The organism is Micromonospora sp. NBRC 110037 (assembly GCF_001652995.1).
Taxonomy (GTDB): Bacteria; Actinomycetota; Actinomycetes; order Mycobacteriales; family Micromonosporaceae; genus Micromonospora; species Micromonospora chalcea.
In genome coordinates, this window is record NZ_BBVA01000002.1 from 1,645,322 (window position 1) to 1,658,009 (window position 12,688).

General features: G+C 73.7%; 12 protein-coding genes. 7 read left to right on the forward strand and 5 right to left on the reverse strand.

The window, feature by feature from the left end; genetic code table 11:
* Positions 1-118 precede the first annotated feature (118 nt).
* Positions 119-712 (forward strand): TetR/AcrR family transcriptional regulator, encoded by a 594-nt coding sequence (locus A4R25_RS06535; protein WP_064445976.1) that lies wholly within the window; start codon positions 119-121, stop codon positions 710-712.
* Here A4R25_RS06535 and A4R25_RS06540 read toward each other — a convergent pair.
* Positions 692-1,438, reverse strand: coding sequence for an SDR family oxidoreductase (locus A4R25_RS06540; RefSeq protein ID WP_064445977.1), 747 nt, complete (start codon positions 1,436-1,438; stop codon positions 692-694). The two genes, A4R25_RS06535 and A4R25_RS06540, sit on opposite strands and share 21 nt — an antisense overlap.
* A 253-nt stretch (positions 1,439-1,691) precedes the next feature.
* Between A4R25_RS06540 and A4R25_RS06545 the strand changes: the two genes are divergently transcribed.
* Entirely contained in the window at positions 1,692-2,411 is a 720-nt protein-coding gene (locus tag A4R25_RS06545) for a hypothetical protein (RefSeq protein WP_231915440.1), read from the forward strand.
* Between the two features lie 95 nt (positions 2,412-2,506).
* On the opposite strand, the gene A4R25_RS06550 is transcribed toward A4R25_RS06545, so the two are convergent.
* The gene (locus tag A4R25_RS06550; RefSeq protein WP_231915441.1) at positions 2,507-3,271 is read right to left on the reverse strand and encodes an MBL fold metallo-hydrolase; all 765 of its coding nucleotides are present in this window, start codon (positions 3,269-3,271) and stop codon (positions 2,507-2,509) included.
* A 94-nt stretch (positions 3,272-3,365) separates the two neighbouring features.
* On the opposite strand from A4R25_RS06550, the gene A4R25_RS06555 reads away from it, so the two are divergent.
* Together A4R25_RS06555 and A4R25_RS06560 are read left to right on the forward strand one after the other, a co-directional pair.
* Positions 3,366-4,142: a class I SAM-dependent methyltransferase gene (locus tag A4R25_RS06555; RefSeq protein ID WP_064445979.1), complete on the forward strand. Its 777-nt coding sequence runs from the start codon at positions 3,366-3,368 to the stop codon at positions 4,140-4,142.
* Positions 4,139-4,705 carry a maleylpyruvate isomerase N-terminal domain-containing protein gene (locus A4R25_RS06560; RefSeq protein WP_064445980.1) on the forward strand — a complete coding sequence of 189 codons (567 nt, stop codon included), beginning with the start codon at positions 4,139-4,141 and terminating at the stop codon, positions 4,703-4,705. Before A4R25_RS06555 ends, A4R25_RS06560 begins: the two co-directional genes overlap by 4 nt.
* Positions 4,706-4,709: 4 nt before the next feature.
* Here the strand turns inward: A4R25_RS06560 and A4R25_RS06565 are convergent, their stop codons facing one another.
* The gene (locus A4R25_RS06565; RefSeq protein WP_064446494.1) at positions 4,710-5,180 is read right to left on the reverse strand and encodes a DUF1992 domain-containing protein; all 471 of its coding nucleotides are present in this window, start codon (positions 5,178-5,180) and stop codon (positions 4,710-4,712) included.
* A gap of 238 nt (positions 5,181-5,418) precedes the next feature.
* Entirely contained in the window at positions 5,419-5,955 is a 537-nt protein-coding gene (locus A4R25_RS06570) for a GNAT family N-acetyltransferase (protein WP_064445981.1), read from the reverse strand.
* Between the two features lie 200 nt (positions 5,956-6,155).
* Here A4R25_RS06570 and A4R25_RS06575 point away from each other — a divergent pair, with 200 nt between their 5' ends.
* Positions 6,156-6,806 carry a LysE family translocator gene (locus A4R25_RS06575; RefSeq protein ID WP_043324080.1) on the forward strand — a complete coding sequence of 217 codons (651 nt, stop codon included), beginning with the start codon at positions 6,156-6,158 and terminating at the stop codon, positions 6,804-6,806.
* A gap of 54 nt (positions 6,807-6,860) precedes the next feature.
* Here the strand turns inward: A4R25_RS06575 and A4R25_RS06580 are convergent, their stop codons facing one another.
* Positions 6,861-8,861, reverse strand: coding sequence for a beta-galactosidase (locus A4R25_RS06580; RefSeq protein WP_064445982.1), 2,001 nt, complete (start codon positions 8,859-8,861; stop codon positions 6,861-6,863).
* Between the two features lie 115 nt (positions 8,862-8,976).
* Here A4R25_RS06580 and A4R25_RS06585 point away from each other — a divergent pair, with 115 nt between their 5' ends.
* Both A4R25_RS06585 and A4R25_RS06590 read left to right on the forward strand, forming a co-directional pair.
* On the forward strand, positions 8,977-11,340 hold the full coding sequence (locus A4R25_RS06585; protein WP_064445983.1) for a TIM-barrel domain-containing protein: 2,364 nt from the start codon (positions 8,977-8,979) through the stop codon (positions 11,338-11,340).
* A 48-nt stretch (positions 11,341-11,388) separates the two neighbouring features.
* The gene (locus tag A4R25_RS06590) at positions 11,389-12,588 is read left to right on the forward strand and encodes an ROK family transcriptional regulator (protein WP_064445984.1); all 1,200 of its coding nucleotides are present in this window, start codon (positions 11,389-11,391) and stop codon (positions 12,586-12,588) included.
* Positions 12,589-12,688: the final 100 nt, after the last annotated feature.

A 12,688-nucleotide genomic window follows, 5' to 3' on the forward strand; every position in this document is an offset into this window, starting at 1 on the left:
CGGCAAGTGATCTCCTGATCTCTGCTGAGACGAGACGTCCCGTCTCGCTTGCCCAGCAGAGCATGGCACGACCACCTCCGTCAAGACGATACGTCTCGTCTCGCGGTAGGCTGCCGCTGTGACTCCGCAGCCCACCCGCCGCAACGAGCAGTCCCGCCGCGCGATCCTCGCCGCCGCCCTGGAGCTGCTGACCGAGACCGGCTATTCGGCCCTGACCGTCGAGGCGATCGCCGCCCGCGCCGGGGTCGGCAAGCAGACCATCTACCGCTGGTGGCGCGGCAAGGGCGCGGTCATCCTGGACGCGCTCGCCGACGACATGCCGGAGGTGATCGCGCTGCCCGACACCGGTGACCTGCGGGCTGATCTGCGTGCGGTTCTCCGGGCTACAGTCGCCGAGTTCGCCGATCCCCGGCTGTCCGCCACCACCCGTGCCATCACCATCGAGACGCTCGCCGACGAGGACCTGGCCGCCCAGGCGCGCGACCGGCTGCTCCGCCCTCAGTTGAACGCGGTCCGCGCCCGGCTGGAGGCCGCCCGCGAGGCCGGCCAGGTACGCCCCGACGCTGCCCTGGACCTGGTGGTGGAGCTGCTGTTCGGTCCGCTGTACCACCGCTGGCTGCTGCGCAACGGCCCGCTGACCGACGACTACGCCGACGGGATCGTCGACCTGGTCGTCGCCGCCGTCACCCCGTCAGCGCGCACCAGCGGCTAGCCAGTCGTCGAAGCTGGTCGGCGCGATACGCGCGCCGTCGCCCGGCAACAGCACGTCGCCAGACATCGACGTGCCGAACACGCCGGACCACGTCGGGACGAGCCGGACCCGGCGACCCCGCGCCTCATTGGTACGCCGAGCCATGTCCACGAGGTCCTCCGTCGCGGGCCCGGCGATGTCCACGTGGCGCCCCCGCGGTTCGCCGACGGCGACCTCGGCGAGGATGTCGGCGACGTCCCGGGGTGCGATCGGTTGCACCAGCAGCGGCGCGACGGTGGCGACGCCGTCGCGTTCGGTCCAGCTCGTGACCATGGCGGCGAAGTCGTGGAACTGGGTGGCCGGAACGATCGTCCACGGCACCGGCCCGCATTCGACCAGTCGTTCCTGCTCCCTCTTGCCCGCGTAGTGGGCGTTGTCGTCGACCCGGTGGATGCCGACGATCGACAGCAACACGTGGTGCCGCACGCCGGCGCGCTGTTCGGCTGCCAGCAGGTTGCGGGTGAGGCCACCGAGGTACGCCGTCGTCTCGGAACGCTCCCCTGCCGCCACATTGGTCGTGTCGACCACCGACTCGACGCCGGCGAGCGCCTCGTCCAGCCCGTCGCCCGTCATCACGTCCACGCCCAGCGAGCGGCTGATGCGTACGACGTGGTGACCCTGCCGCTGCAGCGCGGCGACGGTGAGGGCCCCGATGCGGCCCGTCGCTCCGGCAACCGCAATCCGCATTGCCATCGACCTCCTCCCGGACGCGATCGCCTCACCGTAGTCGTTCGAGGACCGAGAGGTGGTCCCCCGCCGCGCATCTCGCGCCACACCCACCGCGCGCACATAACTGTCATTATGGTGTAGCGCCGATTCGTCCTATTTGACCGGCCAGGAAGGTCGATTACTGTTACCGGTAATCCGATAATAGTCGCGGCACCGACAGTGTTCGGCGAGCCGAACACCGTCGGCTCCCGGCCTGCTCGACAATCCACGGGTGACGACGACATCCCCCGCGCGCCAGATGGCCGGCTCACCTCCCGCACTGCACTACTACGTGCTGCACGACGCCGCCGGCGCGCCGGAAGGACTGCTGGCCGAGGAGTTCCTGCTCGCGGCGGACTACTCCTCCGCCGGCCTGGTGAGCGGTGGTTGGATCCGGTCCGAGGGGCGTTGGCACGAGGCGTCGGCCACCAGCCGGCGGCTACGTGCGGACGCCGGGTTACGCGAGCGGGTGACGCCCGTCGACCGCGGCGCGGCGGCGGCGCTCTATCGAGATCTCTGCGGCGCGGACCTGCCGGACGAGGACACGCTGCGGGAGTGCTTCGGCGCCCCTCCGGCTCAGCCGCCCCCTCTGCGCCTGGGCGACTCCGGTCCCCGGCCGGGGTTCCGCGAGACGCGCGTCTACCGGATCCTGTTCGCCGGCGAGTTGAGCCCGGACGGTCTCACGGCACTCGGCGAGGCGTGGCAGATGCCGATCACCGGCGACCCGGCGGATCCCGGCACGCGTGTCCTGGGAGCGGCGCGCCGACAGGTCCGCGGCGACGCCTTCCGCTGGGATCTGCGCCGCGTTGCCGCGGGTGCCGCCTGGGGACTGGACGTGACCTGCGACCTTCTCGGCGACCGCGATGAGGCCGTCGGTGTGCTTCTGTACGGTCTGACGACTCGGATGCGCGAGCAGGGGATGCTTCCCGTCACCGTCGACCGGTTCCGCTGACGCCTACCTCGCGAACAGCCTGGTCACCTCGAAGGGCTCGGGGAACCGTACGGGGATCCGGGCCTCCGCACTCCTGCGGTCGAGGAACGCCTTCGTCACGGCGAACCTGTCGAAGACGGGCGGCAGCGGGCGGAGCCTGCGGTCCAGCGACACGAAGAAGTTGTCCCAGTGGATCGGCACGATGAGGCCGGGCGCGTCGCTTCCACCACGTGCCGCCAGTAGTCGTCCTGGAACCGCCGCGGCTGAACACCCAGAGCGCCTGTCGCGAGGTAGAGGACGTCGACGTCGAGCCCGTCGAACTTGCCGGGTACGAAGTTGGCGCTCGGATGGATCAGCAGCGAGCCGCCGGGATGGGTGATGAGGAAGGAGAAGCACCCGCCGTCGCGGTAGCTGCTCGCCCTGACCGGTGGGACGAGCGGTTCGTCGATCGTGCCCGGGAACCTGTTGCCGGGGCTGTGGACGGCGGCGAGCACACGCACGGTGAACGCGCCGACCGTGTGCTCGCCGCCGTCCGCGATGCGCGTCATCGACTCCTCGGCGAGGCCCGCGCCACGCCCCACGTTCAGGGTCGACTCGGAACCGAAGAGCCTGCCCCCGAGATGCTTGACGACCTCGGGGGCATCCATGGCGTGGTCGTAGTGGGAGTGGGCGACGAAGAGCGCGTCGAGACGGGTCACCCCGGCCCGGGCGAGAGCACTGGTGATCCGCCCGAGGTCGGGAGCGACGCGACCGAACGCGACGCGGAGCAGCGAGGGCCTGCTCAGGAAGCCGTCGATCAGGATGCCGGACGTCCCGTCGGACAGCCAGACGGTCGTGGTGCCGAAAAAGATGGCCTCGACAGACGTCCCGCTGGAGTCCATGCGCAGATGGTAGTGCGCCCGTTCTCGCGCTGGTGGCTGTCCGAACGGCGCCGTGAGGGCCGCAGCCGAAGGCGCCCGTCGATAGGGTGACCCGATGGACGAAGACGCACGACGCCGGCACTCCTCGTCGTTCGGCGCAGCGGCCACCGCGTACGCCGAACACCGTCCCGACTACGCGCGGGCCGCCCTGCGGTGGGCGCTCGAACCCGCACCCGGCGCGCGGGTGCTCGACCTCGGTGCGGGCACCGGCAAGCTCACCGCCACGCTGGCCGAGGTGAGCGACGACGTCACGGCCGTCGAGCCGGACCCGGCGATGCTCGCCGAACTCCGCCGCACCCTGCCTGGCGTACGGGCGCTGTCCGGCAGCGCCGAGGCGATCCCGCTGCCGGACGCCTCCGTCGACGCCGTGGTCGCCGGCAACGCCATGCACTGGTTCGACATGGCAGTGGCCGGGCCGGAGATCGCCCGCGTCCTCTCCCCCGGCGGTGTCCTGGCCGGACTGTGGAACGTCGTGGACGACCGGGTCGACTGGGTCGCCGGGCTCGCGACGGTCAGCGGCAGCGCCGCCATCGGCCCCCGGGACACGCCCGCGAGCTGGCGCGACGCCACGGCGACCATGCACCTGCCGAAGACCGGCGAGGCCCGGTTCGGCTCGCCCGAGCAGGCGGAGTTCCCGCACGGGCAGCGCCGGACCGCCGACTCGCTCGTGGCGACGCTCGCCACCCGGGCCGGGATGCTGGTCATGCCGGAACGGGAGCGCACGGCGGCGCTCGACCGTATCCGCGCGTACCTGGCGAGCCGGCCGGAGACCGCCGACGGCGAGTTCACGCTGCCGATGCTCACCTGTGTGCTGCGCGTGCGGCGATTGTGAACGGCGCGGACCTCCGCGCCGCCGCCGCGGCGACGACCGCCGTGCTGCGGCCCGCCGCCGGCCGGGACTGGACGGTACGCGCGGGAGACCTGGACTGGTCCTGCTGGACCACCGCCGCGCACATCGCGCACGACCTGATCGCGTACGCCGGTCAGGTGTCCGGCCGGCCCGACGGCGGCTACCTCCCGTACGACCTGCGGGTACGCGCGGACGCCGCGCCCGCCGAGGTGCTCACCGTCGCGGCGGCCGCGGCCGGGATCCTGGCCGCCACTGTCGACGCCGCGAGCCCGGACGACCGGGCGTGGCACTTCGGCCCCTGCGATCCGGGCGGCTTCGCCGCGATGGGCGTGGCCGAGATCCTGCTGCACACACACGACCTGACCCGAGGGCTCGGCCTGGACTGGTCGCCACCCGCCGAGCTGTGCGCCCGGGTGGTGAGCCGGTTGTTCCCGGATGCGCCCGACGGCAGGCCGGCGCCGGTGCTGCTGTGGCTGACCGGCCGCGCGCCGCTCGACGACCGGCCACGACGCACCTCGTGGACCTGGCAGGCGGCGCGCCCCTGAACGCTCAGCGGCGCCACCAGCGCCAACGACGGCGCGGACGGGCCGACGCGGCACGGGGTGGCTCCGGCGTCGTGACGACCGGCGCGGCCCGTTCCCGATCGGCACGCCAGCCGCGCACCGCGTCCTCGACGTTCACCGGGCGGACCACCACACGTGGCCCGGTCGGGGTACGCAGCCAGGCCACCACCTCGGTGTTGAGCGCCGCCACGTACGACCGGACGGCTTCCTCGGTGGGCAGGTCACGCAGCTCGACCGGAAGCTGTTCGATGCGGCGGCGCAGCTGCAGCGGCGTGGGCAGCAGCAGGTCGGACGGGATCTGCTCGCGCTCCATGAAGCTGCGGATCCACCAGCCCTCGTCGTAGGGCGTGTCGCGCCCCGGGATGGGCTTGCCGGCGCCCGGCAGGTTGTCGAACTCGCCGCGTTCCTGGGCCGAGCGGATCTGCGCCTCGACCGCGGCCTCCCAGGCTGTCGTCACCGCCGTCACCTCCCGTACCCACGGTAGCCGCCGCCGTCCGACAAGAGTCAGCGTCGCGCGGGGCCGGGCTGTTCCCGCGCGGGCCGCCGCGTAGCGTGCCCCCCGGGGTGAGGGGGCGCCGGCGTGCGCGACTGGCTGATCGGCCTCGCTGTGGCGACGGCCTGCCTGGTCGGGAGCTGGGCGGTGCTGCTGCGCCTGCTCGGCTCATGATGAGAGCAGCGGCGGGCCGGACCCGGCGTCAGGGCAGGTGGCGGACGTGGCGGTGGCCGTCGCGGGGAAACGGCGCGCGGGCCGGCAGGACCTCGGCGAACGCGTACCCGCTCTTTTCCGCCACGCGGCAGGACGCCGGGTTGTCGACCTGGTGCAGCAGCTCCAGGTGGGTCAGCCCGGTGGCGGCGAACCGGGCGAACGCCCATCCGGTGACCGCCTCCACCGCGCGTGGCGCGACGCCCCGGCCCCGTGCCGGCGCGGCCGTCCAGTAGCCGACCTCGGCGGCCGGGCGGCCCGGGCGGACGTCCTTGAGCACCACACAGGCCGCCACCCGTTCCTCCTCCAGCACCGCGAACATGAACCGGTGCCCGGCGGCCCAGCCCTGGTGGCTGCGGCGCAGGAACACCCGCGCCTGCGCCGGTCCGGTCACCGGATGTCTGGTCCAGGCACGCAGCACCGGATCCCGGTACGCCTCGATCAGCGCGTCGGCGTCGCCGTCGCGCCACGGTCGCAGCAGCAGACCGGGCGCGGTCGCGGTCGCCGGCGCGGACAGCACGATCGACATGCGACAAGTATCCCCACCGCCCCCGCCCCGCGCTGACCCCCCGACTCCGGCGATCATGAAGTTAGCGGCCGTCGGTGACCGATTTGTCGCCGTCAACCTCATGATCGCCGGAGTGGGAGCAGGGGTGAGGGCGCGGCGGGGCGGTGGGTGTCGGCGGGTGGGCGTAGGGTCCGGTTCACGGTCGGCAACGGGGAGGCGACATGGTTACAGTCGGCGCGGTGATGGGGATCGCCCTGGTGGCGCTCGGTCTGGTGCTCACGCCCGGGCCGAACATGGTCTACCTGGTGTCCCGCTCGGTGACCCAGGGGCGGCGGGCCGGACTGGTGTCGCTGCTCGGCGTGGCAGCCGGGTTCCTGGTCTACCTGGCCGCCGCGGTGGCCGGCATCGCCACCGTGTTCGTGCTGGTCCCGCCGCTGTACACGGCGGTGAAGCTGGCCGGCGCGGCGTACCTGCTGTGGCTGGCCTGGCGCACGCTGCGCCCGGGCGGCACGTCGGCGTTCACCCCGACGCCGTTGCCGCCGGACCGGCCCCGGCGCCTGTTCACGATGGGCCTGGTCACCAACCTGCTCAACCCGAAGATCGCCATCCTGTACGTGTCGCTGCTGCCGCAGTTCGTCGACCCGGCGCGCGGGCACGTGGCGGTGCAGAGCCTGCTGCTGGGCCTGACCCAGATCGTCGTGGCGCTCACCGTGAACGCGCTGATCGTGCTGAGCGCCGGTTCGGTGTCGGCGTTCCTCACCCGGCGGCCGGGCTGGGCGCGCCTGCAGCGGTGGGTGATGGGCACGGTGCTTGCCGCGCTCGCGGTGCGGATCGCCGCGGACCGCTCCCGCGCCGCCGTCGCCACCCCCTGACCGGGGTACGCGCACCCAAGCCGTCCGTCACGAACGCATGCCGCCGGGGCGGCGTCACGACGGCTCCTCGCGCACGACCGCAACACCACCCGGCGGCACCGTCAACGAGCCGTCGGCCGTCGTGCCGGTCAGCAGGTCGAGCCCGGTGACCGGCACCCGCTGCGGCCGGTCGGTGTGGTTGAGCAGGTAGAGCAGGCCGTCGTGGCGGCGTACCGCCTCGACGCCCTCGGGCGCTCCGGGACAGGTCGGGGTCACACCGGCGAGCCCTGCTGCCTCGGTGAGCAACCGCCGATAGGTGTCGTCGTCGGGGCGGGTGGAGACGTACCAGGCGTGCGCGTCGCCGATCCGGTGCCGGGTGATCGCGGGACGGCCGTCAAGCACTCCCCCGGCGTACGCGCTGATCGTCTCCGCGCCGGCCGGGTGCACCGTCTCGGACCAGATCCGGCCGGTCCCGCCGCCGGTCAGCGGCACGTGTTCGTCGTCGGCGAGCGGGTGGAACTCCTCCACCCGTACGCCGAGCAGGTCCCGGTACGCGCCCGGGTAGCCGCCGAGGCGTATCCGGGCGTGCTCGTCGGCGACACCGCTGAGCCAGGTCACCAGCAGGTGCCCGCCGGCGTGGACGTGCCGGCGTACCCAGTCGACTGTGGCGTCCGAGGCCAGGTAGAGGGCCGGGAGCACGAGCAGCCGGCAACCGTCGAGCGGGGCGCCGGGCGGCACCACGTCGGCGGTGACGCCCGCGTGCCACAGCGCCCGGTGCGCGGCAGCCGCCTCGCCAGGGTGGTCGAGTCCGGCGCGGGGCATCCCCGGGTGCCGCAGCGCCCAGCCGCTCGCCGCGTCGTACGCGATGGCCACCGCCGCCTCGACGCGGCCCGGCGCGGTCCCGGCGAGCCGGGCCAGCGCGGCGCCCAGGTCGGTGGCCTCGCGGAACACGCGGGTGTCCGCGCCGGCGTGCGACACCACCGCGGAGTGGAAGCGTTCCGCGCCGCCGGCTGGGGCGCGCCACTGGAAGAACATCACCCCGGCGGAGCCGCGTGCGACGTGGGCAAGACTGTGCCGGGTCATCCGGCCGGGTTCCTTGGTGTGCATCCGCCCGGCGACGTGGATCTGGTTGGGCGCGCTCTCGGCCAGCAGCCACGGCGCCGGCCGCCCGGCGCCGTGGCGGGCCCAGCCGCGGGCCACGTCGGCGGCGAACGCGGTCTGCTCCTGCGCGTCCGAGCCGACCGCGGACGGGTAGTGGTCGATCGCGACCACGTCCACCTCGCGCGCCCAGCGGGCGTGGTCCACCGGCACCCAGTCGCCGAGCACGTAGTTGGTGGCGACCGGCACCGAAGGGTTCGCCGCCCGCAGCAGGTCACGCTGCTCGGTGTACGCGGACAGCAGCGTGTCGGACCAGAAGCGGCGGAAGTCGAGCAGCTGGCCGGGGTTCGCGAGATATTGCGTGGCGCGGGGCGTGCCGACCTGCGCCCAGTCGGAGTAGTGCTGGCTCCAGAAGCTGGTCACCCAGGCGTCGTTGAGCGCGTCGAGGTCGCCGTAGCGGGTGGTGAGCCAGTGGCGGAACGCCGCCTCGGTGTGCGGGCAGTGGCAGGTGGTGCCGTACTCGTTGTGCACGTGCCACAGCGCGAGCGCCGGGTGGTGCGCGTACCGGGCGGCCAGCACCTCGGCGATGCTGCGGGCGGCGTCGCGGTACGTGGGCGCGGCGGCGCAGTAGGTGTCGCGGCTGCCGTGGGTCAGGCGGACGCCGTCGGCGGTGACCGGCAGCGCGTCCGGGTGCCGCAGCGAGAACCACGGCGGCGGCGACGCGGTCGGGGTGGCCAGCGCGGCCCGGATGCCGTTCGTGTGCAGCAGGTCCAGCACGCGGTCGAGCCAGTCGAACGTGTGGCGGCCGGGTTCGGGTTCCAGCCGGGACCAGGCGAACACGCCGACGGTGACCAGGTTGACCCCGGCGGCGCGCATCAGGGCGACGTCCTCGCGCCACACCTCCGGCGGCCACTGTTCCGGGTTCCAGTCGCCGCCGTAGCAGAGCCGCCCGTCGCTCCACGGCGCTTTAGTTGTCATCCCGGCCAAAATAGGAACAGGTGAGAAGGAAAGTCAATGGCGTCGATCATTGACAGTTAGTTGGGCTTCCAAAGAAACTGGCGGGACCGCCCGTGGACGCCGCGAGGAGACGCCCATGCCGTACCGCCCGCCGCTGGTCCCGTACGAGACCTTCGTGGCCGACCCGCCCGACCTGCCGGTCCGCGCCCCCGGCGAGGAGGGCGCCGACGACGTGCTGCGGGCCGAGGTCGCCGCAACCGACGCGCACGGGGTCACGCTCACCGCGACCTGCGCGTCCGGCCGCACGCTGGTCACGCGCGTCGAGGCCGCCGGGGACGGGATCATCCGGGTACGCCTCGCCGACGACCCCTCGGTACGCAGCCGGTCCGCACCGGCGCTGACACTGGTCCACCCGCAACCCCACCCGGCCACCGTGACCGTCGCCGACGGGCAGGTCCGGGTGGCGGCCGGTGGCATGGTCGCCGAGCTGAGCCTGGACCCGTGGGGACTGCGGTTCCACACTCTGGACGGACGACTGCTGCTGGCCTCCGACGCCGGCACCCGCGACATCAGCGGCCGCCGCCGCACGCTGCCGCTGGGCCGTTCCACAGTCGACGGGGAGCCGGTGGCCTGGCACGAGAGCTTCGTCGCGCCGGGCGACGAGCGGTTCGTCGGCTTCGGCGAGAAGTTCACCCCACTGGACAAGCGCGGCCAGCGGCCGCTGATGTGGAACTTCGACGCCTTCGGTGGCGAGTCCGACCGGTCGCACAAAAACGTGCCGTTCTACCTGTCCGACCGCGGCTACGGCGTACTCGTCGACAGCGGGCTGCCGGTGCAGTTCGACATGTGCGCCAGCACGCACAGCAGCGTGCAGATCCTCGTCCCGGACGACCTGCTCGACTACTACGTGCTCGCCGGACCCACCCCGGCGCAGGTGCTCGACCGGCTCGACGCGCTGACCGGCCGGCCGTACCTGCCGCCGAGGTGGGCGTTCGGCGCGTGGATCTCCTCCGGCTTCTTCCCGGACAGCCAGCAGCGCGTGCTGGAACGGGCCCAGCGCATCCGCGCGGACGACATCCCCTGCGACGTGCTGCACCTGGACTGCTACTGGCAGGTCGCCGGACACTGGTCGGACCTGCGCTGGGACACCGACGCCTTCCCCGACCCCGACGGCATGCTCAAGGACCTCACCGAGCAGGGCTTCCGGGTGTGCCTGTGGATGAACCCGTACCTGATGACCGGCAGCCCGCTCTACGCCGAGGCCGAGGCCGCCGGCTACTTCCTGCGCCGCCCGGACGGAAGCACGTACGTCGCCGACACCTGGCACGGCAGCTACCCGGCCTGCGCGATCGTGGACCTCACCAACCCGGCCGCGGTGAGCTGGTTCCAGGACCTGCTGCGCCCGCTGCTCGCCCAGGGCGTCGCCGTGTTCAAGACCGACTTCGCCGAGGGCGTGCCCGCCGATGCCGTCGCCCACAACGGCATGACCGGCGTCGAGCTGCACAACGTGTACGCGCTGCTGTTCAACGACGCGGTCGCCGACGTCACCGAGGAGGTGGCCGGGCACCGCACCGTGTGGGCGCGCTCGTCGTACCTGGGCGGCCAGCGGCACAGCGCCCAGTGGAGCGGCGACGTCAACGCCACCTGGCCCGGCATGGCCAGCACGCTGCGCGGTGGTCTGTCCCACGGGCTGTCCGGGGTGCCGTTCTGGAGCCACGACACCGGCGGCTTCCACGGCACCCCCGAACCGGACCTGTACGTGCGCTGGACCCAGTTCGGCGCGCTCTCACCACTGGTACGGCTGCACGGCACCACCAGCCGGCTGCCGTGGGAGTTCCCGCCCGAGGCGCAACGGCACGCGGTGGACGCGCTGCGGCTGCGCTACCGGCTGCTGCCGTACCTCTGGTCGGCGGCAGTGGACAGCGCCCGCACCGGCAGCCCGATGATGCGCGCGTTGCTCGTCGACACCCCGGAGGACCCGGCCGCCTGGACCGCCGACCTCCAGTACCGCCTCGGCCCGGACCTGCTGGTGGCGCCGGTGCTCGACAGGTCCGGCGAGCGCACCGTCTACCTGCCGACCGGCGACGACTGGCTGGACGCGTACACCGGGCAGCGGCACACCGGCGGACGGCACCTGCGGGTGAGCGTGCCGCTGGACCGCCTGCCGCTGTACGTGCGGCACGGCGCCCTGATTCCCACGGTGGCGCCCGCGACGACGGTCGGAACCGGCCCGTTCCGGGACGTCACGCTGGTGGCCTGGGGCGGCGTGGACGGCGTGAGCGTGGTGCGCGACCCCGACGGCGACACCACGGTCACCGCCGTGCGCGACGGCGACACGCTGCGGGTACGCGTCGACGGGCCGCTGGACGTACGGCGGGTGAGCGTGGTCGGCACGGACCCGCCGCGCCGGGTGGTGCTCGACGGCGAGCCGGTCCCGGTGACGCCGTTCGTGCCGTGGTTCCCCGGCCGGGCCCACCCGGCCGGGATCGCGCCTATTTAGTTTAAGCTTTAGCCGAACCCAGGGCCGGGCGCAGGAGGCGGGCAGTACGTGATCAGCATCGACCGGCCGACGGCCGACCTCGGCGACGTGCGGGTGACGAACCGGGCCGCGGTGCTCCGGCACGTCCGCCGCCACGCCCCCTGCTCCCGGGCCGACGTCGCCGCACGCACCGGGCTGAACAAGGCCACCGTCTCCAGCCTGGTCGGCGAGCTGATCGAACACGGGCTGCTGCGCGAGACCGGGCTGACCGAGAACCGGGTGGGCCGCCCCGCCACGATGCTCGTCCTCGACGGCGCCCGCTACGTCGGGCTCGGGCTGCGCGTCGGCGCGGACGAGCTGGTCGCGGTGGCCGCCGGGCTGGGCGGCGACCCGGTGCTCACGTGGCGGCGCGCGTTCCCCGCCGCCACCGCCGGTGCCGAGGAGACGGTGAAGGCGCTGGCGGCGCTGACCCGCCGCGCCGTCACCCGCGTCACCGGCGCCGAGCGCACCGTGCTCGGCCTCACCGTGGCCGTGCCCGGGCTGGTCGACGCCGACGGCGACGTGCCGGCCGCACCGGCGCTCGGCTGGCGCGGCGTACCGCTCGCCGCCGCGTTGCGCCGCGCCCTGCGTGATCCGGGTTTCCCCCTCACCGTCGACAGCGAGGCCAACCTCGCCGTCCTGGCCGAGCAGCGGCACGGCCCGTACGCCGGCACGGCCGACCTGGTGCACCTCACCGGCGGGCCGGTGATCGGCGCGGGCCTGATCAGCGGCGGGCGGCTGCTGCGCGGCAGCAGGGGCTTCGCCGGCGACATCGGGCACCTGCCACTGGCCGCCGACGGCCCGCCCTGCGCGTGCGGGCGGCGCGGCTGCCTCACCGCGCTGCTCGGCGTGGACGCGGTGATCGGCCGGCTGCTGCCGGACGCCGGCCCGGTCACCGACCACCTGCCGGAGATCGAACGGATCCAGGCGCTCGCCCGCGCCGGGGACGAGCCGGTACGCACCGGGCTCACCGAGATCGGCCGGCTGCTCGGCCAGGCGGCGTCGGTGCTGGCCGGGCTGCTCGACCCGGAGGTGGTGGTGGTCGGCGGGCACCTGGCGGCGCTCGCGCCGTGGCTGCTGCCGGCCGCCCACGCCGAACTCGCCGCCCGTACACCGGTCCCGCCCGGCGTACGGCTGGAGGCCAGCACGCTCGGGTCCGCGGCCGGCGCGCTGGGCGGGGCCACCGCGGCGCTGGCCACAGTGGAGGCGGGACGCCTGCCCGCCGGGTGACCCCTTGACCGCACCGGCCGGAAGGTGTCAACCTCGGTAGCGCCGCGTTCCGGGACCGGGCAACCTGCGAAAGCGGCGTGTTTTTCGGCGGTTGTCGAAG